The 23196-nt window shown below is 36.0% G+C and carries 27 protein-coding genes; 18 read left to right on the top strand and 9 right to left on the bottom strand.

The genetic code is table 11. The features are described from left to right. Positions 1–723: alpha/beta hydrolase (locus KI356_RS16615; RefSeq protein ID WP_212935929.1), on the bottom strand; the 723-nt coding region annotated here is incomplete at its 3' end. A gap of 82 nt (positions 724–805) precedes the next feature. Between KI356_RS16615 and KI356_RS16610 the strand changes: the two genes are divergently transcribed. Together KI356_RS16610 and KI356_RS16605 are read left to right on the top strand one after the other, a co-directional pair. Next, the gene (locus KI356_RS16610) at positions 806–1282 is read left to right on the top strand and encodes a GNAT family N-acetyltransferase (protein WP_128281034.1); all 477 of its coding nucleotides are present in this window, start codon (positions 806–808) and stop codon (positions 1280–1282) included. Between the two features lie 114 nt (positions 1283–1396). Then, on the top strand, positions 1397–2323 hold the full coding sequence (locus KI356_RS16605; RefSeq protein ID WP_128281035.1) for a LacI family DNA-binding transcriptional regulator: 927 nt from the start codon (positions 1397–1399) through the stop codon (positions 2321–2323). Positions 2324–2348: 25 nt separating this feature from the next. On the opposite strand, the gene KI356_RS16600 is transcribed toward KI356_RS16605, so the two are convergent. Both KI356_RS16600 and KI356_RS16595 read right to left on the bottom strand, forming a co-directional pair. Continuing rightward, positions 2349–3668 (bottom strand): Na+/H+ antiporter family protein, encoded by a 1320-nt coding sequence (locus KI356_RS16600; protein WP_212935928.1) that lies wholly within the window; start codon positions 3666–3668, stop codon positions 2349–2351. 116 nt (positions 3669–3784) lie between these two features. Next, complete coding sequence (locus KI356_RS16595; protein ID WP_128281037.1) at positions 3785–4786, bottom strand: alpha/beta fold hydrolase; 1002 nt, start codon at positions 4784–4786, stop codon at positions 3785–3787. Between the two features lie 131 nt (positions 4787–4917). Here KI356_RS16595 and KI356_RS16590 point away from each other — a divergent pair, with 131 nt between their 5' ends. After that, positions 4918–5394 carry a ribbon-helix-helix domain-containing protein gene (locus tag KI356_RS16590; protein WP_128281038.1) on the top strand — a complete coding sequence of 159 codons (477 nt, stop codon included), beginning with the start codon at positions 4918–4920 and terminating at the stop codon, positions 5392–5394. Positions 5395–5726: 332 nt separating this feature from the next. Here KI356_RS16590 and KI356_RS16585 read toward each other — a convergent pair whose 3' ends face one another. Then, positions 5727–7316 carry a bifunctional metallophosphatase/5'-nucleotidase gene (locus KI356_RS16585; protein WP_128281039.1) on the bottom strand — a complete coding sequence of 530 codons (1590 nt, stop codon included), beginning with the start codon at positions 7314–7316 and terminating at the stop codon, positions 5727–5729. A 200-nt stretch (positions 7317–7516) separates the two neighbouring features. On the opposite strand from KI356_RS16585, the gene KI356_RS16580 reads away from it, so the two are divergent. The 3 genes from KI356_RS16580 (at position 7517) to KI356_RS16570 (ending at position 9330) form a co-directional block, all read left to right on the top strand. After that, entirely contained in the window at positions 7517–7780 is a 264-nt protein-coding gene (locus KI356_RS16580) for a YqkE family protein (RefSeq protein ID WP_128281040.1), read from the top strand. Between the two features lie 69 nt (positions 7781–7849). Continuing rightward, positions 7850–8374 (top strand): GrpB family protein, encoded by a 525-nt coding sequence (locus KI356_RS16575; protein ID WP_088059958.1) that lies wholly within the window; start codon positions 7850–7852, stop codon positions 8372–8374. Positions 8375–8502: 128 nt separating this feature from the next. Further along, positions 8503–9330 (top strand): aldo/keto reductase, encoded by an 828-nt coding sequence (locus KI356_RS16570; RefSeq protein WP_128281041.1) that lies wholly within the window; start codon positions 8503–8505, stop codon positions 9328–9330. 30 nt (positions 9331–9360) lie between these two features. Here the strand turns inward: KI356_RS16570 and KI356_RS16565 are convergent, their stop codons facing one another. Together KI356_RS16565 and mciZ are read right to left on the bottom strand one after the other, a co-directional pair. Beyond that, on the bottom strand, positions 9361–10275 hold the full coding sequence (locus tag KI356_RS16565; RefSeq protein ID WP_128281042.1) for an aldo/keto reductase: 915 nt from the start codon (positions 10273–10275) through the stop codon (positions 9361–9363). A gap of 53 nt (positions 10276–10328) precedes the next feature. Next, complete coding sequence (gene mciZ, locus KI356_RS16560) at positions 10329–10457, bottom strand: Z-ring formation inhibitor MciZ (RefSeq protein ID WP_000870295.1); 129 nt, start codon at positions 10455–10457, stop codon at positions 10329–10331. Between the two features lie 74 nt (positions 10458–10531). Between mciZ and KI356_RS16555 the strand changes: the two genes are divergently transcribed. Continuing rightward, positions 10532–11071, top strand: coding sequence for an NUDIX hydrolase (locus KI356_RS16555; protein ID WP_128281043.1), 540 nt, complete (start codon positions 10532–10534; stop codon positions 11069–11071). A 23-nt stretch (positions 11072–11094) separates the two neighbouring features. Here the strand turns inward: KI356_RS16555 and KI356_RS16550 are convergent, their stop codons facing one another. Beyond that, the gene (locus KI356_RS16550; RefSeq protein ID WP_002122245.1) at positions 11095–11646 is read right to left on the bottom strand and encodes a GNAT family N-acetyltransferase; all 552 of its coding nucleotides are present in this window, start codon (positions 11644–11646) and stop codon (positions 11095–11097) included. 126 nt (positions 11647–11772) lie between these two features. Between KI356_RS16550 and spoIIM the strand changes: the two genes are divergently transcribed. From spoIIM to corA, 9 genes are all read left to right on the top strand, one after another. Then, positions 11773–12420 (top strand): stage II sporulation protein M, encoded by a 648-nt coding sequence (spoIIM, locus tag KI356_RS16545; protein WP_002111637.1) that lies wholly within the window; start codon positions 11773–11775, stop codon positions 12418–12420. A 106-nt stretch (positions 12421–12526) separates the two neighbouring features. Beyond that, complete coding sequence (gene fur, locus KI356_RS16540) at positions 12527–12982, top strand: ferric iron uptake transcriptional regulator (RefSeq protein WP_000392654.1); 456 nt, start codon at positions 12527–12529, stop codon at positions 12980–12982. 103 nt (positions 12983–13085) lie between these two features. Beyond that, positions 13086–13316, top strand: coding sequence for a YqzK family protein (locus tag KI356_RS16535; protein ID WP_002088473.1), 231 nt, complete (start codon positions 13086–13088; stop codon positions 13314–13316). Between the two features lie 6 nt (positions 13317–13322). After that, complete coding sequence (gene xerD, locus KI356_RS16530; protein WP_002122242.1) at positions 13323–14213, top strand: site-specific tyrosine recombinase XerD; 891 nt, start codon at positions 13323–13325, stop codon at positions 14211–14213. Between the two features lie 143 nt (positions 14214–14356). Further along, a complete protein-coding gene (locus KI356_RS16525; protein WP_212935927.1) occupies positions 14357–15097 on the top strand; it encodes a FixH family protein in 741 nt (246 codons plus the stop codon). Between the two features lie 364 nt (positions 15098–15461). Next, positions 15462–16646: a phosphopentomutase gene (gene deoB / locus KI356_RS16520; RefSeq protein ID WP_212935926.1), complete on the top strand. Its 1185-nt coding sequence runs from the start codon at positions 15462–15464 to the stop codon at positions 16644–16646. 12 nt (positions 16647–16658) lie between these two features. After that, complete coding sequence (locus KI356_RS16515; protein ID WP_128281046.1) at positions 16659–17480, top strand: purine-nucleoside phosphorylase; 822 nt, start codon at positions 16659–16661, stop codon at positions 17478–17480. Positions 17481–17487: 7 nt separating this feature from the next. Beyond that, complete coding sequence (locus tag KI356_RS16510; RefSeq protein ID WP_212935925.1) at positions 17488–18792, top strand: pyrimidine-nucleoside phosphorylase; 1305 nt, start codon at positions 17488–17490, stop codon at positions 18790–18792. A 61-nt stretch (positions 18793–18853) separates the two neighbouring features. Beyond that, entirely contained in the window at positions 18854–19816 is a 963-nt protein-coding gene (corA, locus tag KI356_RS16505; RefSeq protein ID WP_212935924.1) for a magnesium/cobalt transporter CorA, read from the top strand. Positions 19817–19848: 32 nt separating this feature from the next. Here the strand turns inward: corA and KI356_RS16500 are convergent, their stop codons facing one another. Then, entirely contained in the window at positions 19849–21138 is a 1290-nt protein-coding gene (locus KI356_RS16500; RefSeq protein ID WP_199659734.1) for an NCS2 family permease, read from the bottom strand. A 134-nt stretch (positions 21139–21272) separates the two neighbouring features. Further along, positions 21273–21944: an SIMPL domain-containing protein gene (locus KI356_RS16495; protein WP_212935923.1), complete on the bottom strand. Its 672-nt coding sequence runs from the start codon at positions 21942–21944 to the stop codon at positions 21273–21275. Between the two features lie 185 nt (positions 21945–22129). Between KI356_RS16495 and KI356_RS16490 the strand changes: the two genes are divergently transcribed. Together KI356_RS16490 and KI356_RS16485 are read left to right on the top strand one after the other, a co-directional pair. Then, positions 22130–22549 carry a MarR family winged helix-turn-helix transcriptional regulator gene (locus KI356_RS16490; RefSeq protein ID WP_002088468.1) on the top strand — a complete coding sequence of 140 codons (420 nt, stop codon included), beginning with the start codon at positions 22130–22132 and terminating at the stop codon, positions 22547–22549. Between the two features lie 100 nt (positions 22550–22649). Continuing rightward, a complete protein-coding gene (locus KI356_RS16485) occupies positions 22650–23195 on the top strand; it encodes a hypothetical protein (RefSeq protein ID WP_128281051.1) in 546 nt (181 codons plus the stop codon). Position 23196 lies beyond the last annotated feature (1 nt).

Here is a 23196-nt window from a genome sequence, read left to right as displayed (position 1 = left end):
AAAGAGAACAGGATTGTTAATATTTTTTATACAATCAATTGGTGAAACTTCACGAATTGTATAGCCGTCACGAACTTTTAAAAAGGCATTTGCTAAAGGTAATAAAGGCCATTTTGGTAAATGAAACTCAACTTTCAAACGATGTTGTAACTGTCCATAAAAATCAGAGAAAGGACAATCAGCAATATAAAAATCAGCACCATCTTCTACAAGTCCTGCATATTGAAGAAGAGTTGCAGCACCCATAGATTCACCATGAATTCCGAGTGTAATATTCGTTCCGAAACGATCTTTTAGCCAGTCAACTACTGACTTCAAATCATGTTTTTCATAATAGCCATAGCTTGTTGTTTTACCGCCTGTTTTACCATGACGGCGATGATCATAAATAAATACGTTATATCCTCTATTTAAAAATAAGTTTGCATATTTAACGGAATTCATTTTATTGACAGTCACACCATGACAAAAAATCATAAATTTATTGGAATGACCAGCTGGCATGTAATATCCGTGAAGTTCGTATCCGAATTGAGAAGGGATGTGAACCTCTTCTTTTTGAATAGCCTTAAAATCGTCTAAATGAAAATGCTTTTTCGTTTCGCGTTCTAAAACTTCTTCCTCTGTTTTTTTCTTCAAGTACATAACTTTATTTGTAAAGAAAATCCCAATCGCAGTTAGTGCACCTAGTATAGTAAACAATGCTGTAAAAAAACGTTTCATACTTTACCTCATCCTCCAAATACCTCTACATATGATACACTAACATTGTATCACAATGATGTAAAAAGGGGAGAAATCGTATATGGTCCATATACAAAAAATTACACCAGAAATGAAAGAAGTAATTCAAGATTTTATGTGTGAAAACTGGGGGAGCTCAATGATGGTCTCACGAGGCAGAGTACATCATTTAGAAGAATTACCCGGTTTTGTTGCACTTGAAAATGACAGAATAGTGGGAATTTTAATGTATGAAGTGATAAAAAACATGTGTGAAATTGTATCGTTAAATAGTTTTGAGGAAAGAAAGGGGATTGGTACAAAACTGGTGGATTGTGCATTGCAAGTGGCAAAAGAGAATGAATGTAAAAAAGTGTGGCTCATTACGACGAATGATAATATGAATGCACTTCGTTTTTATCAAAAACGTAAATTTAGCATGACAAATCTATATGTAGGTGCTGTGGAAGAAGCACGAAAAATAAAAAAAGAAATTCCGTTTATTGGTTATGATAATATCGCGATTTCACATGAAATTCAGCTGGAATATAAATTGTAAGTAAAACGTAAATTATGTAACAATTTTCAGAAATATAAAATAATAACCTTGACGAATGTTATATTTTGGTTTAGTTTAAAATTGTAATCTATTACCATATTAAGGGGTGACGATGTGGCAACTATACGTGATGTTGCAAAATTGGCCGGGGTTTCAGTCGCAACTGTTTCAAGAGTTATTAATGAAAAAGGATATGTCCATGAAGATACGGTAAAACAAGTAAAACAGGCAATTGAAGAGTTACAATATAGGCCGAATGCTACAGCAAAACCTTTATTTAAACAGCCTGCAACAATGATTGCATTACTTGTAGATAATTTGCATAACCCATCATACATCACTTTGCTCCGTTACATTGAGGAAATTGCATATAAAGAAGGGTATCAAGTAGTTGTTTGTAATATAGAAAACAAGAAGAACTACATAGAGGTGTTCATACAAAATGACATTGCAGGCGTTATAATGACGAAATCTGTTTTCCAAAGTATAGGAGAAGTTTCACTTCCTTTCGTTGTGCTTGAGGGACGGCAATCTCTTATGAGCTATTATGAAAGTGGACAGAAAGCTGTTTCGTTATTAAAAGAGAAAGGCTGCCAGTTTCTTTCTTATATCGGTGAGGGAGTAGAGAGTGAAGAAATGGAAGAGCATGTGGCAGGGTTTTTAGATACTGCTTGGAAAGAAGGACTTTCTTATCGAGAGGAAATTGTACAAGGGTATACGAATCAACAGTTTCTTGAATTGTTACAAAAACATCCATACATAGATGGGATTGTAGCTTCAAGTGATAAGGTTGCTATTGAGCTAATCAGGGCGGCGAAAACTCTTAATATTCATATACCAGGTAAGTTGCAAATCATTGGATTTAACGGAAGTATAGAGGGTGAATGGATAAGCCCATCATTAACGACGATTGGAAGTTGTATCGAAGAAAATGGGGGAATAGCATTTCAGCAGTTAATAGGAAAAATAAATAAGAAACAAGTGCGACAAGAAGAAGTTGAAACAGAATTTAGATGTATTGAGAGAGAAACAACACTATAAAAGGTGCGTTGATAAAACGCACCTTTTATAGTGTAATTGCGGCAATAAAGCCGAATATAAGTAACGGTATATTATAGTGCAGGAAAGTTGGAACACATGTATCCCATATATGGTGGTGCTGACCATCAGCATTTAAACCGGATGTTGGTCCAAGTGTACTATCAGATGCTGGAGAACCTGCATCACCTAGTGCACCAGCTGTACCTATAATTGCGATTGTTGCCATTGGACTAAATCCGAGTTGGACGCATAACGGTACGAAAATTGTTGTTAAGATTGGGATTGTTGAAAAGGAAGAGCCAATTCCCATCGTAACGAGAAGTCCAATAACGAGCATAAGAAATGCGGCAAGCGGTTTATTATTTCCAATTATATGTGCACTCGTTTGCACAAGAGATTCAACATGTCCAGTTTTTCGAAGAACAGCACCAAATCCAGCGGCAGAAATCATAACAAATCCGATAAAGGACATCATACGCATTCCACTCGTTAAAATAGCATCGGCTTCTTTAAGAGGGAGACTACCGCTAACTGATAAGACGATAATACCTGCTAAAGCACCAAAAATCATTGATTCTGTTGCTAATTGCACAGTTAATGTAGCGATTATTGATAATAAACCAAAAGTAATGCTTCTTTTCGTATAGGGAACGATTTCATTCTGTGCAGCATGAATTTGTTCTGTTTCATATGTACGTGGTTTTCGGTATGTAATGAAAACCGCTACACATAATCCGATAATCATACCGATTGCTGGAATAGTCATTGCTTTTGGAATAAGTGCGACATCAAATGTAAGACCGCTTTGCGCAGCGTTTGTTTGCAATACGTCATGATAAATTTTTCCGAATCCTGCTGGGACCCACATGTAAGGGGTAATTAACCCAAATGTAATAAGACATGTTACAAGCCTACGATCCACCCTCAGCTCATTTAATACTTTTAAAAGTGCTGGAATTAAGATCGGGATGAAGGCGATATGAACAGGGATAACATTTTGTGAGAAACAAGCCATTGTTAAAATGATAAATAATATAAGTATTTTAGAATAGACTTGTTTTTTCGTGTCTTGTTCGTTGCCGATCCATTTTAAAGCTGATTGGATCATTGCATCAGGAAGTCCTGTTTTTGAAAGGGAAATAGCAAATCCACCGAGCATTGCGTAGCTTAATGCGATAGGAGCACTGTTCCCAAGACCGGTTGTAAAAGTACTAATTGTTTCTGAAATACCGAGTCCGCCAATAAGTCCGCCTGTTAAAGCTCCAATGATAATGGCGACAATGACTTGGACACGTAACAAACTAAGCAATAGCATGACTGCTACTGCGATGAGTACAGCGTTCATAATAAATGTAATCTCCCTAATTTTTATTCTGTTAAGGCAAGCAAGTGTTTGCAGTGACATCTACTTGCGACATATCATTATAAAATGTTTTCTATGAAATGTAAAAGAGCCTTTCGTTATTTATGTTGAAAAGATAGTTCTTGTTTAATTGATTGTAAAGATTTGGCGAATAGTTCAGGTTCTTCTAAATCTGGAGAATGTGCCGAGTTTGGAAACCAAATCATCTTTTTTATAGGAGCTTGAATGATATCGCAATATTGTTGAACGAGTGCATAAGGAGTTTGATAATCATAGCGACCAGAACAAAAATAAACCGGAACGGATAAACTTGAAATAGACGAAAAAAAATCGATTGTTAGCATCTCTTCCCATAAAACTCCTGACTTTAAATTTCCTGCGAGAAATTTGAACCAATCTAATAGCGTATATTCAGGAGAAAAGAAACCTTTTCGTATGAAAGAAAAGGAAGATCCGTTTTGTATTGCTCCGCCAAATGTACCAAGCCACTTTCTTTGAATGATGAGACGTCTTGTATCTAAAAAGGGCGGTTTCCCCAATTTTAAAAGAGAAGATAATGCTTTTTTATGGTCATGTTTTTTTGCAGAGCTAATTAAATGTTGATATAGTAATTCTTCGTTTTGCTTCATATGTACGATTTGACCGATGCCGATGTATGCTTCTATATATTCGGGATATTGATTAGCGATTTGCAGTCCGATAATACTCCCCCAAGAATGTCCAGCGAGAAACAATTTTTGTTTTTTAAAGCGTCTAAGAAGATAGTGAATGACTTCTTTTGCATCTGAAACAAATTGATCAATCGTAAAATTTGTTTGGATATCTTGCCATAAAAAGGATTTACCTGCCCCGCGTTGATCCCAATTAATAACGATAAAGTGCTTTTCTAACTCTTTTTGAAAATGACGAATAAAGCCAATTTGTGCCATACCAGGCCCACCGTGACAGCATAATAAAATAGGCTGTTCCACGTTTTGTCCGCGTATAAGGAGAGATTGTTTCCGGTCATTAATCATAACGCTTTCTATTGTAGCGATACTGTTAGGGATTAATTGCTTCTTTTCGTTATAAAACCGAGGGGTATGACTACGAAAAAGCATATGTAACCCTCCTTTTCTTAAATGGTATGAATCGCACAGGCTCTTTCTTTTGCATATACTACTAGAAAATCATTGTATCATAACATACTGGTTAGATTTCAAGCTTAGGCGATTAAGAGAGGAGGGAGAATGTGACGATTGGGGAAATTATTGATTCTTTAAATAGGCGCGAATCAATTGCTATTATAGCGAACCGGCTTGAAATGAGCCCATATACATTATCAAAGAAATTAAGGGTGATTGGATATGAATATGATGGAGAGCAGAAAAAACGTATCTTTATAGGTGATGGTGAAGAGCCGCGTCATTTGCAAATCCAAGAAGCTACTGCCCTTCAATATGCCAAAACAGACTATCAATTACTAATTTATGAACAATTACAAAGCATTTATGAATTGTTAAGAAAAAGGGAAGGAGTAAGTGTTCCACTTATTAGTAAAATTGCAGAGAAAAAGAAACGAACATTTTCTATTAATATGGAAATATTAGCGAGATTAGATGTTATATCTGAAGTTAAAGGGATTCAAAAGTCTAAAATTGTAGAAGAAGCACTACAGGAATTTTTGCAACGGTATGATGTTAATCATGAAACGTATCCAGAGAAATAAAAGAAAGGATACTATGTTCCATATAAGAGCGTGTATCCTTTTTGTCTTATTTCATTTTATTTTTTGTTTTGTTTTGTTTCGAAAAGTAATATAGGAACCAAAACGGCATGAGTTTGTCGTTTTGTTGAGATAATGTATCGTCGTTGTTTGAATAGAAATACATACAAACCCTCCCATTATAGTTTTCTATATACTACGGGGAAACAAGGGGCTATGTGCTTATCCTTTACTGCACTAGAAGAATGACAATACGTATGACTCTAAAAGAAGAAGCTCCTTGCATATAAAAGGAGCTTCTTCTTTCGAGTGTCACGCACTAGTTTGAATAGTATTTAGTTGATTTTTTGAATACGTCCATCAATAATCGGCTGAATTGGTTCTTTCACTTGTTTTACATAATCGACTAATGCCTCAAAGTCGTTTGGACCAGTTTCTGCATTTTTACCATTTTTAAATGATACGAATCCATCACCGCCAGAAGCTAAGAAAGCATTTGCAACTACGCTATACGTTGTAGATGGAGATAATTCTTCTCCATTTGTTAAGCGTATATTCGTAACCTTCTCACCGTTTGGTTTGCTCGCATCCCAAGTATATTGAATACCTGAAATTTGAAGCATTCTCGTTGTACCTTTTTGCCATTGTTGATTTAAAATATCGCGAATGTCCTGACCTGTTAAATCTACTTTAATCAATTGATTTCCAAAAGGTTGAATGCCGTACAATTCGCCCCATGTAATATCGCCAGCGTCTAAGTCATTACGAATGCCACCCGGATTCATAAGTGCGACTTGAGTTTGCATCGTTTGGCGCTGGGCATCGGCAACTAAATTTCCAAGAGTGGACTCACCAGCATCATTTTGTTTACGGTCAATAGGTGCTGTAGATTTTCCGACAACTTCATTTACAAGTGGTGCGATTTTTTCTTTATATTGATCTAGTTTTTTCTTTACTTGTTTATCAGGTTCGACACCTTCATGGTATGTTGTAACAACTTCAGCTTTTTTCTTTACAATATCTTTTGTTTTACGATCAATTGTTACATCTACGTCTGAGAAAGCTGTTCCGTAAGAGTTCGCTTGGACGATTAGTTTATTATTTACAGTACCATTTACGTACGTATGACTATGTCCGCCGAAAATAACATCAACTTCTGGATCAGTTTCATTTGCAATTCGAGTAAGGTCTCCATTTGTAACACCAGACTCATCTGTTGTTCCGCCAACATGAGCAAGGACTACGATAGATTTAACACCGAGACGCTTTAATTGTTGCGCTGATTTATTAATTGCTTCTACTTCGTCAGTGATTTCTACATTTTTAAGCATAGTAGGCATCACGACATTTGGTGTATCAGTTGTAACAACACCAATGAATCCTATAGGCACACCATTTACCATTTTTACAGTAAATGGCGGTAAAAATAAGCGGCCAGTAGATTTATTATAGAAGTTTGCAGCGACATAAGGGAAGTTTGCTCCCTTGAAATTTCCTGTTTTCTCATGGTAACCACCGTAAATGAGGCGACGCATTTCATCGACTCCTTCATCAAATTCATGGTTTCCGATTGTACCAACATCAAACTTTAAGTCATTTAAAAATTCAATAGTTGGTTCATCTTGTAACAATGCTGAAACTGGTGGACTAGCTCCGACAACATCTCCAGCATGTACGAGAAGTGTATTAGGATTTTGTTTTTTGCGTTCTTTTAAATAAGTAGCTAAGTAATCAGCGCCACCAGCCTCTTTGTTATTAATTTTTTTTACAGTATCTAGTTGTCCATGAAAATCATTAATACCAAGCATTTGTACGTCTATGTAGCGGTTTTGTTCAGCTGGAGTCTGAGATGGGGGAGCGGCGAATACGTTTGAAAAGGTAATGGTGCTTAAAATAGCAACAGCAGGAATAATTTTTTTCCACATGATTCATTTCTCCTTTTTTTATAATCTGACATCATACGACATAATTTTAATAGATTCATAGGATTATATCTATATAAAAATTTAGTTTTTTTGAAAAATTAACATATTTACAAAAGATGAATAATAGAGTAATGACCTTTTTTGTTGTCGATTTCATCGTGTATCCTCTATAATGGAGAAAAAAGTAAAAGGTGAACAGCATGAAGAAAAAGAAACAAAAACAAATGCAAAGACAATCGCAAGTGAATCAACCAAAGAAAGAATCGCTTACATTAGGTGATCAATTAAATGATTCACTCATGCAGCAATTAAAGAATAAGAAGAAAGAGTTGCAAGTGAGAGAAGAGAAAAAAGAGGCAGTAGAACTGGAAAGAAAGCGTCAGGAACAAAAAGAGCGTGAAAAGAATAAATCATTTGAAGAACTGTTAAGTGAAAGTAATCTTACTTGGAAAGACTTTAAATAATAACGAAAATGATCAGTGAAATACCGCTGATCATTTTTTTAACGAGCTTGTAAGAAAAGGGGAGTTTAAATGAGAAAAATTGTAGTCGTTCCGCATGAAAATCATTGGGGTGAAAAATTTCAAATGGAGGCCGAAAGATTAAAATTGGCGATGCCAGAAACGGTGAAAATCCATCATATTGGTAGTACATCAGTGCCAGGACTTGCGGCAAAGCCTATCATTGATATGATAATGGAAGTAGATAATATTGAAAGAGTAGATCATTGGAATGAAAAATTTGATGAGCTTGGTTACATTGTGAAAGGAGAAAATGGTATTTCAGGTCGTCGTTTTTTTATTCATGGAACTGAGGAGAAACGCTCGTATCATTTGCATGTATTTGAAAAAGGAAATCCTGAGATTACAAGGCATTTAGCATTTCGTGATTATATGATGGCTCATTGTGAAGAAGCAGAGGCGTATGCGACTTTAAAGAAAGAACTAGCTGAAAAATATACATATGATGGCACGTTGTATACAGAAGGAAAAAATGAGTTTGTACGTAATGTGGATGAAAAAGCGAAAGAATGGATAGAAAGTAACGTGAACGACTGAGTTCATGTTACTTTTTAAAAGGGTATAAAATTATTATGTAAACTGTACGTATGTTTTGACTTTTTGGATGAATATTGTTGAAATAAAGTTGTGGTTTATAAAAATGTAAGAATGAAAGGGAGACGACTGTGCATATTCCAACAATTACACTTCATAATGGCGTGAAAATGCCAATGATTGGTCTAGGTGTTTATAAAGCGAAAGAAGGCGACGAAGTAAAACAGGCAGTAAAAACAGCGTTAGAAGTTGGATACCGTTCAATTGATACAGCAACTGTATATGAAAATGAAAGCGGTGTCGGAGAAGCAATTCGTGAATCTGGAATCTCGCGAGAAGACTTGTTTATTACAACAAAAGTTTGGAACGACGATCAAGGGTACGAGGAGACGCTCGAGGCGTTTGAAAAAAGTTTAAAGAAATTACAAATGGACTATGTAGATTTATATTTAATCCACTGGCCAATTAGAGGGAAGTATGTTGATACGTATCGTGCTCTAGAAAAGCTGTATGAAGCAGGTAAAGTGCGTGCCATTGGTGTTTCTAATTTTCATAAACATCATTTAGAACTGTTATTACCAAATTGCAAAGTGAAGCCGATGGTAAACCAAGTGGAACTTCATCCAATGTTAGCACAATTTGAATTGCGTGATTTCTGTCAAGGTGAGCAAATTCAAATGGAAGCATGGAGTCCTTTAATGAGAGGCGGCGAAGTATTCCAGCATCCAATTATTCAGGCTATTTCTAAAAAATATGAAAAGTCACCTGCACAAGTTATATTGCGATGGGATATTCAAAGTGGGATTGTGACTATTCCTAAATCTGTTACGCCATCTCGTATTAAAGAGAACTTTACTATTTTTGATTTCTCATTAACTGAAGAAGAAATTGATCAAATTAATACGTTAAATCGTAATTTACATGTAGGAACAAATCCAGATAAATATGATACGTTATAAAAAAACGCTACCTGCAACGGTAGCGTTTTTTTAACGATGTAAAGCATATGTATCAAATTTAACAATTTGCTGAAGTTGTGTATATTCTTCTTTTGTTAACGACGTTTGTTCCCCAGCATGTACATTTGCTTGCAACTGTTGAATAGAGCTTGCACCAGGTATAACAGATGCAACAGCTTCATTATGTAAGCAGTATTGAATGGCCGATCCAGTTAAAGATCTTTCTCCTATAAGTTCTTTTACACTCGCAATTGTTGTATTTAATTCATCAAAAGAATAGGAGAGGTAATCTTTTTCCTTTACTCTTTCTATCTTGTTTGCATTGCTGTTAGTTAAAATGCCTTTCGCAAGTGGTCCACGTGCGATGACACTAATTTGATGTTCATTAAGCATCTGGAACCATTCTTCAGGACGACGATTTAAAAGGCTGTATTCCATTAATACACTAACGATATTTGAACGTTTTGCATACTCACGAATGACATTTGGACGTATAGAAGAGATACCATAATGACGAATAATACCTTCTTTTTTCAATTCTTCAAAGGCTTCAATTGTTTCATCTATAGGATCTTCAGTCGTCCCGCCATGCAGTTGATATAAATCAATATAATCTGTTTGGAGTCTACGTAAACTTTCTTTTACTTCAGCCTTTATATAAGCTTTAGAAGGATCCCAAGACCAACCGTTTTTTTCTTCTGTCCATCGATTTCCAACCTTTGTTGTAAGAACAATTTGGTCACGTTTTCCTTTCAGAGCTTTTCCAACAAATTCTTCATTTAATCCATAGTCGTATAAATCCGCTGTATCAAAAAAGTTAATTCCTAAATCGATTGCCTCATCGATAATACGCATAGCTTCTACTTCAGATGTACCAAGAGACATACAGCCAAATCCAATTTCCGTAACATATAAATCTGAGTTTCCTAATTGACGTTTTTTCATAGGTCAACCTCCTTATCTTTATTGTACGAAAGGGAAAGGAGGTTGACAAACGTTTACTTTTTGTTTGCTGTAATCCACTCTTGCACAGTGGTATACTCTTTTCCATATTGTTTTAGCTTATGACGAATTTGCCATGCTTTTCCGACTAAAGTGACGCGATTTGGTAAAATGTAAACTTTCATTTCTATCACGCTCCTTTCAATGTGGTAAAATGTATGAAGAACGATTAGGAAATAGAACAGGGAGATGAAGTAGTATGAGTAATCTTGCAGAAAGAACAGTAAAAACTGAACCGATTTTTGATGGTAGAGTTATAAAAGTTCGTGTTGATGATGTAGTATTACCAAATGGAGAAATGAGTAAACGTGAAATCGTAAATCACCCTGGGGCAGTTGCTATTATTGCTATTACTGATGAAGGAAAAATTGTACTTGTTGAGCAATATCGTAAAGCGCTTGAAAAGGCGATTATAGAAATTCCGGCTGGTAAGTTAGAACCTGGTGAAAAACCTGAGGTGACAGCAGTTCGTGAATTAGAAGAAGAAACAGGATATGTATGTGAAAATATGGAACTTATTACATCTTTCTATACATCACCTGGTTTTGCAGATGAGATTTTATATGTATATAAAGCGACAGGGTTAAAACAAAAAGAAAATAAAGCAGCTTTAGATGAAGATGAATTTGTGGAATTAATGGAAGTGTCATTAGAAGAAGCGGTTGATCTTATGAAAGACCTTCGCATTCATGATGCTAAGACGATGTTTGCAGTACAATATTTACAATTACAAAAATAAACACTCGCCTAAGGCGAGTGTTTTTAGTTGATTTTTGCATATACACGTGCATCGCGTAAGCTGCCATCTGGTGCTAGGAAATCATTTTCCATTGTACCTTCTAAAATAAATTCTAGACGTTCTGCTAAGTTACATGCGTTTATATTTGTTGCATCAGTACGAATTTCAATTCTTCTAGCACCTAGTTTATCAAATGCAAATTGAATCGCACCTTTAATGGCTTCTGTCATATAGCCTTGCTTTGTATAAGCGCTATGTAGCCAGAAGTGAAGTGAAAACTTTGGAATATCCCAGTTTTCAGGCTTGAGAGTAATAGCTCCGATGAATGTACCAGATACTTTATCGTATAAGTGGAAATCAAGTGTTTCACGAAGTAAAAACTGTCCGTGAGCTTCGCGAACAATTTCTTCAGCACGTTCTTCTGTTTCAGCTGTAATTGGCATCCATGGTAATAAGTCTTCTAGAGAAGTTTGGATTGCTTCATATACTTCTGTACCGTCACCTGGAAACGGCTTACGTACTTGCAAGCGCTCAGTTTGAAATAATGTTGGAAAATCTAATAATAATGGTTTCAAGAGAAATCCCTCCTATTCTCTACTTTTTAGTTTAGCAAAGTAGAGCGGAATTTCAATGTTAATTCGTCATACTTTTTTTCTTTCTTTCATACATTTTTAGTAAGAGTGTGAACGGAGGGAAGGAAAATGTGGCGAAAAACTTGGCAAGACCGTGTAATGTCTCACATACAGGAAAATTCTTCACTATATATATTTAATGCGGTTTTATTACTGATGGGAGTAATATTTGGAGCGATTCTTGTGAATAGTTTACAAATAAACCAAAAGCAAGATTTATCATTTTATTTACAGCGTTTTTTTGGACAAGTTTCTAAAGGAGAATTTGCTGTCGCAGGCGAAATGTTTCGAGAAAGTTACTTTTCGCAATTAAAATATATCGGCTTTATTTGGATTTTGGGAATTTCAATTATTGGGTTGCCGCTCATTTTTATTTTACTATTTTTAAAAGGGGTAGTTGTTGGATTTACAGTAGGTTTTTTAGTAAGTCAGCACGGATGGAATGGATTATTATTAGCATTTGTATCTGTATTGCCACAAAATTTAATTATAATTCCTGTATTTCTCGTTATGACAACAATTGCTGCAAGCTTTTCCTTACGCATGATTAGGCATCAATTTATACGGAAAATAACTGAACCACTATTACCGTTATTAATTCGCTATACATGCTTTTTTCTCGTGATTGGAGCGGTACTAGCTATTGCTTCTAGTGTCGAAGCGTATGCATCACCAGTTTTAATGAAAGAAGTTGTGGAGGCTATTAACAAACAATAAATACTTTTTGAGAATAATTATCAATTTGTTTTTATTGTTTTTCTTTTGACAGGAGCCCTTCTTCTGATATAATGGTGTAAGAGTGGCGAGGAGGGAGTAGTACCGAATGGAAGAAAGAATTGAACGAATTAAGAAGCAATTACATGCAGCGAGCTATAAATTGACACCACAACGTGAAGCAACAGTTCGTGTGCTGCTAGAAAATGAAGAAGATCATTTAAGCGCAGAAGATGTATACCTCCTTGTAAAAGAAAAGTCGCCAGAGATCGGATTAGCAACCGTCTATCGAACTTTAGAGTTATTGTCTGAGTTGAAAGTTGTCGATAAGATTAACTTTGGAGACGGTGTTTCGCGTTATGACTTACGCCAAGAAGGTGCACAGCGTTTCCATCATCATTTAATCTGTACACAATGCGGTGCTGTACAAGAAATACAAGAAGATTTACTTGGTGAAGTGGAGAATAAAGTGGAACGAGACTGGAGCTTTAAGGTGAAAGATCATCGTTTAACATTCCATGGGATTTGTAAAAATTGTCAAGAAAATGAAACGGATGAAAAATAACCTTTTCCTATTTAACTAGGAAGAGGTTTTTTATTTGAATAAGGTATAAATTGGTGAAAGCTTGGCATATGTTGTAATAACTTATATTTTGGAGGAATTTACAATGCGCCGAGCTTTAAAATTAACTTTTGATGGGATGAAAGTATTTTTATTGTTTACAAGTTGTACGATTTTGTTTTATTTCGCTATACTATGGATAAATGAAGAATATGAAAGTTACCATCGTTATGAAAAGCCAAAAGAAGAGACTGTAGAAAAAGTATCAGGGAATGAGGAGCCGGAAAAGGATGCTTTCGTAAATAGAATGATGTTTTTCTATGAAAATGGGGAGTAGTGTAGATTGGAAGATCAATTAAAAGATTTTATTCATTATATGATTGTTGAAAAAGGTTTAGCGAAAAATACAGTTGTATCTTATGAACGTGATTTGAAAAGCTATGTGAAGTATTTGCAAAATGTAGAACAAACGAAGACGTTTCATGAAGTGACACGCTTGCATATTGTTAACTTTTTGCAGTATTTAAAAGAAAACGGGAAATCTTCAAAAACATTGGCGCGTCATATTGCATCGATTCGTTCGTTTCACCAATTTTTACTTCGTGAACGAGCAGTGGAGCATGACCCATCGGTACATATTGAAACGCCACAAGGGGAACGGAAATTACCAAAAGTATTATCGATCGACGAAGTGGAAGCATTGCTTCAAACACCGAAAACGGCAAGTGCTTTTGGGATTCGTGATAAGGCAATGTTAGAGTTGTTGTATGCAACAGGACTTCGTGTTTCAGAATTAATTGCATTAAATTTAGAAGATGTACATTTAACGATGGGGTTTGTTCGTTGCATTGGGAAAGGGAATAAAGAAAGAATTATTCCACTAGGAAGCTTAGCGACAGAAGCGATTCAAAAGTATATTGAAAAAGGAAGAAGAGAATTGATGGGTAAAAAAGCAGTAGATGCACTCTTTTTAAACCATCATGGAAATCGATTATCGAGACAAGGATTTTGGAAAATTTTAAAACGATTAGCGAAAGAAGCAAATATTGAAAAAGAGCTTACACCGCATACGTTACGCCATTCTTTTGCTACGCATTTATTAGAAAACGGGGCAGACTTGCGTGCTGTACAAGAAATGCTTGGACATGCAGATATTTCAACGACACAAATTTATACGCACGTTTCAAAAACTAGATTAAAAGATGTATATAAACAGTTTCACCCGAGAGCATAGTCACTATGCTCTTTTTTCATAGATTAAGAAGAGTGAACCGTTTCACAGAAACTTCACAAATATTTCGTACATTGTTTTCAGCAGAAGACTGGAATATTACAATGTATTTCCTCTATACTAAATATAGTATGAAGGAGGAAATAATGATGAAAAAACTTATTATTACGTTATTTATCGCGATGCTAGCATTGGCTGGCTGTAATACAAACAAAGAAGAACCGAAAAAAGAAAAGAAACTTGAAGCTGTAAAAGTAGCCTTTCAAACGAATCCGAAAAAAATTAAACCAGGTGAAAAAACAGAAGTACAAGCACTTGTTACACAAGGAAAAGAAAAGGTAACAGATGCTGATGTGAAGTTTGAAATTTGGAAAGATGGCGACGAGAAGCACGAAATGTTAAATGGTAAGCATAAAGGGAAAGGTGTTTATGCTGTAGAGAAAACATTTGAGACTGATGGAGTATACCATATTATTCCTCACACAAATGCACGTGAAATGCATGTTATGCCAGAAGAAAAAGTGGCTGTGGGAAATGCCAAAGTAGAAGATGCAAAGAAAGAAAATAGTGATCATGGTGCAGGGCACGGCGATCATAAGAGTGATACAATGATTCACCTTATGGCTGGAGATTTGAAAGCCAATGCTGAATCAGAAATGAAAGTTCATTTGAAACAAAAAGAAGAAGCATTAACTGGCGCTGAAGTACAACTTGAAATTTGGAAAGACGGCGTTGAAAAGCATGAATTTATTCCAGCAAAAGAGGGGAATAAAGGCGAATATGAAAGTAAGCATACTTTCAAAGAGAATGGTGCTTATAAAGTGAAAGTTCATGTAAGAAAAGGCGAACTACATGAACACAAAGAAGAAACAGTAGAAGTAAAATAAAAAGCAGCTCTTTAGAGCTGCTTTTTATTTTTATATTAGGAAATATGTTATAAAATAATTAGCACTTCTTCGCAGAATGGATTACAATAGAAGTGTGAATAAAATAAGAAATTCTACGAAAATGTATTAAAAAGAAAGCGTAAACATGTTATGATATCAATATCAGATGTCTGACATCTGACTTAGAAAAAATTAGAAATTTTTTTGATTCGTTTGAAAGTAAAACGAAAAAGTTAGAGAATGATTTAAAGCAGTACTGTTTAATAATGAGGACGAAAGATAATTCCCATTGATAACAGTTTCACTTTATAGCGTTTTGAACATACTACAAGAAGTAGAACTGAACATATAGGAGGTTGCAGTTATGAATAAATATAAACGTATTTTCCTAGTCGTGATGGACTCTGTGGGAATCGGTGAGGCACCTGATGCTGAGCAGTTTGGTGATTTAGGTTCTGATACAATTGGTCATATCGCTGAACATATGAATGGATTAAACATGCCAAACATGGTGAAATTAGGTCTTGGTAATATTCGTGAAATGAAAGGGATCTCTAAAGTAGAGAAACCGCTTGGATATTATACAAAAATGCAAGAGAAATCTACCGGTAAAGATACAATGACAGGTCACTGGGAAATCATGGGATTATATATTGATACACCATTCCAAGTATTCCCTGAAGGATTCCCGAAAGAATTACTTGATGAATTAGAAGAAAAAACAGGCCGTAAAATTATCGGTAATAAGCCAGCCTCTGGAACTGAAATTCTTGATGAGCTTGGTCAAGAACAAATGGAAACAGGTTCTTTAATTGTTTACACTTCTGCTGATAGTGTATTACAAATTGCAGCACACGAAGAAGTAGTACCACTTGATGAGTTATATAAAATTTGTAAAATTGCCCGTGAACTAACGTTAGATGAGAAGTACATGGTAGGACGTGTTATCGCTCGTCCATTCGTTGGAGAACCAGGAAAATTCACACGTACACCAAATCGTCATGACTATGCATTAAAACCATTTGGTCGCACAGTAATGAATGAATTAAAAGATAGTGACTACGATGTAATTGCTATCGGTAAAATTTCTGATATTTATGATGGCGAAGGGGTAACGGAATCACTTCGTACGAAGTCAAATATGGATGGAATGGATAAGCTTGTAGATACATTAAACATGGACTTTACAGGTATTAGCTTCTTAAACTTAGTTGACTTTGATGCATTATTCGGTCACCGTCGTGATCCACAAGGATATGGAGAAGCTCTGCAAGAATATGATGCACGTCTTCCAGAAGTATTCGAAAAACTTAAAGAAGATGATTTATTATTAATTACAGCAGACCACGGTAATGATCCAGTACATCCTGGTACTGATCATACACGTGAATATGTACCGTTATTAGCATATAGCCCAAGCATGAAAGAAGGCGGACAAGAGTTATCACTTCGTCAAACATTTGCTGATATTGGTGCAACTGTAGCAGAAAACTTTAATGTTAAAATGCCAGAACATGGAACAAGCTTCTTAAACGAGCTAAAGAAATAGGGGGATAAACAGATGAATCGTGAACTAATTACAAAATCAGCTTCATACTTAAAAGAGAGATTTCAAGAAACACCACAAGTAGGACTAATCCTTGGATCTGGACTAGGTGTATTAGCAGATGAAATCGAAAATGCGGTAACAGTGCCTTACAGCGAAATTCCTGAATTCCCAGTATCAACTGTAGAAGGACATGCAGGTCAACTAGTATTCGGTACACTTCAAGGTGTATCTGTAGTAGCAATGCAAGGACGTTTCCATTTCTACGAAGGATATGACATGCAAAAAGTAACATTCCCAGTTCGTGTTATGAAAGAACTAGGTGTAGAAACTGTTGTTGTAACGAACGCAGCTGGTGGTGTAAATACATCATTCGAGCCAGGTGACCTTATGTTAATTTCAGACCACATCAACTTCATGGGTACGAATCCATTAATCGGACCAAATGATTCTGAAATGGGTGTACGTTTCCCTGATATGTCTACATCATATACGCCAGAACTTCGCGAAATGGCGAAACAAGTTGCAGCAGACTTAAACATTAAAGTACAAGAAGGTGTGTACGTTGGAATGACAGGTCCTGTATATGAAACACCTGCTGAAATTCGTATGCTTCGTACACTTGGCGGAGATGCAGTTGGTATGTCAACAGTACCGGAAGTAATTGTAGCTCGTCATGCTGGTATGAAAGTACTTGGTATTTCTTGTATTTCAAATATGGCAGCTGGTATTTTAGATCAGCCACTTCACCATGATGAAGTAATTGAAACGACAGAACGTGTTAAAGCTAACTTCTTAGCATTAGTAAAAGCAATCGTAAAACAAATGAAGGGGTGACTTCACAATGAGAATGGTGGACCTAATTGCAAAAAAACGTGATGGACATGCATTAACGACAGAAGAGATTAACTTTATCGTTGAAGGATACACAAATGGTGATATTCCTGATTATCAAGTAAGTTCACTTGCAATGGCAATTTTCTTCCAAGATATGAATGATCAAGAACGTGCAGATTTAACGATGGCAATGGTAAATAGCGGTGACACAATTGACTTATCAGCCATTGAAGGGGTAAAAGTAGATAAGCATTCAACAGGTGGAGTTGGTGATACAACGACACTTGTATTAGGTCCATTAGTAGCTGCTTTAGGTGTACCAGTTGCGAAAATGTCTGGACGTGGTCTAGGACATACGGGTGGTACAATTGATAAATTAGAAGCAGTACCAGGATTCCATGTGGAAATTGAAAATGATGAATTCATGCGTCTTGTAAATGAAAATAAAATTGCTGTTATCGGTCAAAGTGGAAACTTAACACCTGCTGATAAAAAGTTATATGCACTTCGTGATGTAACGGCAACAGTAAACTCAATTCCGCTTATTGCAAGCTCGATTATGAGTAAAAAAATTGCTGCTGGTGCAGATGCAATTGTTCTTGATGTAAAAACTGGAGCAGGAGCATTTATGAAAACGGATGAAGATGCAAAACGTTTAGCAGAAGCAATGGTACGAATCGGTAATAACGTTGGTCGTAATACGATGGCAGTTATTTCTGATATGAGCCAGCCGCTTGGTGAGGCTATTGGTAACGCATTAGAAGTACAAGAAGCAATTGATACATTACAAGGTAAAGGACCAAAAGATTTAGAAGAGTTATGTTTAACGCTTGGAAGTCAAATGGTATACCTTGCTGGACAAGCTTCATCTTTAGAAGATGCTCGTGAAAAGTTAATTGAAGTAATGAACAACGGTAAAGCGCTAGAATCATTTAAAACGTTCTTATCGGCGCAGGGCGGCGATGCATCTGTTGTTGATGATCCTTCTAAATTGCCACAAGCACAATATAAAATTGAAGTGGAAGCAAAAGAAGACGGTTATGTATCGGAAATCGTTGCAGATGAAATCGGAACAGCAGCAATGCTTTTAGGAGCAGGGCGTGCAACGAAAGATTCTGAAATTGATTTAGCAGTTGGTCTAATGCTTCGCAAAAAAGTAGGCGATAGCGTGAAAAAAGGCGACTCTCTTGTTACAATTTACGCAAACCGCGAAAATGTTGAAGACGTAAAAGCGAAAATTTATGAGAACATGAAAATCGCTAAAGACCACGTAGATGCACCAACTTTAGTACACGGTATCGTAACGAAGTAATAAAAAAAAGCTGAGGAGATTTCTCCTTGGCTTTTTTTACTATTTTTTGTTTATAATAATAATGGGTGAAATTATGATTAGAATTTGTGCAATAACGAAAAAAAATGAAGTTTTATATGATGTTTCGCTAGAAGAAACGCAAAAAGAAAACATCGTATGGTATTGGCTTGATTTATATAAGCCAACGAAAGAAGAGTATACATATATTTTACAAGATCACTTCAAGTTCCATCCCCTTGCAATTGAAGATTGTGTAGAGTATGTGCAGAGACCAAAGGTAGATTTTTATGATGGATATAACTTTTTAGTTCTCCATGCATTCGGAGAAGATGGATTAGAACCGCATGAAATCGATTTATTTGTTAGTGATCGATATATAGTCTCTTTCCACTTCTCTCATAACAATGCGATTGAAAGAGTATGGAAAACGCTCGGTGAGAAGAAACGTATTAAGAAGAGCCCTTTAAATGTAGCGCATACCATCATTGACCAAATTGTAGATGATTATTTCGCACCTGTTTATTACATTGAAGACCATTTAAATGCAATTGATGATAATTTAACAGGTGAGACAGCGGGAAGCGTGCTAGAAGAGGTATTTGATATTCGTGCGGATTTATCTAAGCTAAGGCGTACGATTATTCCGATGCGTGATTTATTATATCGTATATTAAATTCAACACGTTTTTACGGTATAAGCGATCATGAAATTTATTTTAAAGATATACATGATCATTTGCTTAAACTGACAGAGATGATTGAAGCGAGTCGTGAATTAACAGCAGATATTCGAGATAGTTACTTTTCATTGAATTCCCACCATATGAATAACATTATGAAAACATTAACTGTTTTCTCGACTATTTTCATGCCGTTAACATTTATTGCAGGGGTATACGGCATGAACTTTGCGCATATGCCAGAGCTTGGCGGGAAGTATAGTTACTTTATTTGTCTATTAATTATGGCGTTAATTGGCGGCGGAATGATGGCTTGGTTTTATAAAAAAGGTTGGTTTAAGTAAAAAAACACCGAGGATTTCCTCGGTGTTTTTTACTAGCCAATAGCGTGTAATACGAACATGGCTAAGAATAAGCATGTAATGATATACATGGACGGTGCGACTTCTTTACGCTTTCCAAGAGCAACTTTCAAGATAGGATAAGCAATAAATCCGAACGCAATGCCATCAGCGATACTATATGTGAGCGGAATCATAACGATAATTAAAAACGCTGGAAACCCTTCTGAAAAGTCGTTCAGAGGAATTTGTTGAATGCTTGTAATCATCAGGCCGCCAATAATAATTAAGATTGGTGCAATGGCACTATCAGGAATTAGTTTGACAAACGGAAGCGCAAACAGTGATGCGAAGAATAACAACCCTGTAACGATGGACGTCAGACCTGTTTTTCCGCCTGCAGTAATACCTGCGGCACTCTCTACTGTTGAAACGGTAGGGCTTGTGCCAAATAGACCACATGTCATTGCTGAAATAGCATTGGCTTGGTAAGCACGTGGGAATTTACGATCATCTTCTAATAAACCGTGCAATAGTCCCATGTTCTCGAAAATAAGCACCATGCTTAAGGAGAATGTTGCAATCCAAAACGGTAAGGAAGAAAGTTTCCCAAATGACATAGCTCCAAACACATCACCATAATTAGCGAATGAGAATGAACTATTTCCCATTTGACTCGTATCAACAAGACCGAATAGCCATGCGATACCAGTTCCTATTGCAATCGTCCATAAAAAGTTTCCACGTACGTTACGAATAAATAATACAAGTGCAACGATAAGGGTCAGTAATGTCGCAAGAACGACAGGATTACTTAACTTCCCCATTGCAACAGCAGTATTTGGATTCGAAACGACTAAACCACCTTTTTGCAATCCGATAAATGCTAGAAATAATCCGATGCCGACAGTAATAGCTTCCTTTAATGACTTTGGAATCGATACCGAGAGCACGCGAGCGATTGGTGTAAAAGCGGCAATTGCAAAAATAATACCAGAGATAAAGACAGCTGCTAATGCTTCTTGCCAAGTTAAACCGAGCGTATGGACAGCAGTGTACGTGAAGAATGCATTTACACCCATTCCAGGAACAAGAATAACAGGTGCATTTGCCCAAAATGCCATGAGCAGACATCCGACAAATGAACTAAAAACAGTTGCTAAAATTCCAGCTTCAAGAGGAATACCAGCATCTGATAAGATTGACGCATTTACAATCATAATATATACGATCGTGAAAAATGACGTAACGCCAGCTAAAACTTCTTGTTTTGGTGATGTTTCATGTAAACCTAATTTAAATGTTCTTTCAAGTATTCCTTTCATGTTAAACCTTCTTTTTCATATCCCTCTCCCACCCGTGATATCTCTTCTGTAAGAGCTCACCGACCTTTATTATATCAGAACATCATGTTTTTACAACAATAAAAATGATAACGGTTTCTTACAAGTGAAATTACTTATAAATACGTAAAAATAGCTCGGATAGAAGATATAATTTCTAATTCTCCCGATTGAATGGGCGGAGCTGCTTGCGCATGTAATGTAGCATAAGATGTAATTTCTCTTGGTAATTGGGCGGATTCTTCAACGAATGAAAGGGGAACAGGATTAATGTTTAAATTGTAGGTACTCGCAATAGCACGAGCTTTTTCTACTGCTTGTTGCAGGGCCTGAATAAGCGCTTGTTCATAATACTTATTTGGATGAGATATTCGAAAGCGTAACCCTTTTGCTACGTTTGCACCATTCGTAACGGCTATATCATATACTTCCCCTGCTTTTTGAACATTTAAAACGGTAATTTCATACAAATGCTCTACACGGTAACCTTGTAGTAATGCTTTATCATTTACATATTCGTATTGAGGAGTAATCGTATAAGAAATAGTTTCTATATCTTTATCGGCAATACCTAGCTGTTTGAGTGCATCAAGCAATTGTTTTGATTGCACTGCATTTTCTTCTTGCGCTTGTTTTACATTTTTACTATCTGTTCGAATGCCAAGTGTTAATATGACAACATTTGGTTTTGCCTTTACAATGCCTTCTCCTTGTACAGTAATAGTAGCTTCTTTACCAGTATTTGTCGTACGGATATTATGTAAATACGGATTCATTCCACTTTGCATTTATGCTCACCATCCTTTTTTATCCCACTAATTAAAGTTTCACTTTACATGTATATGTGTGAACAAAAAAGAAAATCGTATGAAAAAAGTTACATAAATGAGAATGTTGAGGGAAGAAAGCATATACAACATAGGTATTTATAGATTATAATATGTGTAAATATGATAAAAAAGGGACGAGGCTAGTGAACGAAAATAGAGAAACACTGATTTTAGATTTATCTGCATCATTTCGAAAGATGATACGTTTATTACAAAATGATATTAATACACGTTTTTCAGAGCATATGCCATATAATGAATTCTCTGTATTACGTGCGTTATTTTTAAAAAGTCCACAGATGGCTTCGCAAATTGCGAGTGAAGTAAACGTAACCTCCAGTCATATTACAGCTGTAACAGATCGTCTCGTGCGAAAAGGGTTTGTTGAAAGAAAACGTTCAAATTCGGACCGTCGTATCGTATACTTAGAAATTACTGAAAACGGACGAGAAGTAACTGAAAAGCTTGAAGCTGTGCGTAAAGAATATTATAAAGAGAAATTTAAAGGTTGGAGCGACCAAGAGATAGAAATGGTATTAGAACTATTTGGCCGCGTATTATAATAAATGAGGATAGGGAGCGAGAGCTTTCCTATCCTTTTTCTTTTGAATAAAAACATTTTGAAACTCCGATACTTTAATTAAATAGATCGGAGGAAAGATTATGAAATATATTGCTGCACTTACCATTTTACTTGGAAGTTTTTTTTGTTTTCATACATTCATGTACGCCGATACCCCTATCCAAGTCGTGCAAAAAGAAGTGAAGTATATTGAAAACGATAATACTGTCTTATATTCGAAATTATGGGTCCGCTCCATGCAAAATGCCGTATTATTTCATCATAGCGATAACATTCGTAATCAAGACACATTGCGTAATGTAACGAGTTCATCACTCGTTAAAGCGAAACCCTTACCACTTAAGAAATCATCAATGTACATTCCGAGATTATCCCAATACGTATCGAAAGCAGGAAAAGAAAATATTCAAGTGTATTACATTGCGGTGCGCTATAACGTGAAAAAAGAAAATGCATATCAGCTAAATGGAATGAACTATTTTCTACAAGTATTTATAAAAGAGCACGGGGAATGGAAAATTGCGGAAAGTGTAGTCGCGCCGACCGAACAAATTGTGAAAAATGGAGATGGGTTTGGGATGAAAGAGGAGATGGTGTATGGGGATAGGAGAGAGAATGTGAAATAAC

It is taken from the genome of Bacillus hominis (assembly GCF_018332515.1).
Taxonomy (GTDB): Bacteria; Bacillota; Bacilli; order Bacillales; family Bacillaceae_G; genus Bacillus_A; species Bacillus_A hominis.
This window is presented reverse-complemented; position numbering and strand designations above follow the sequence as displayed.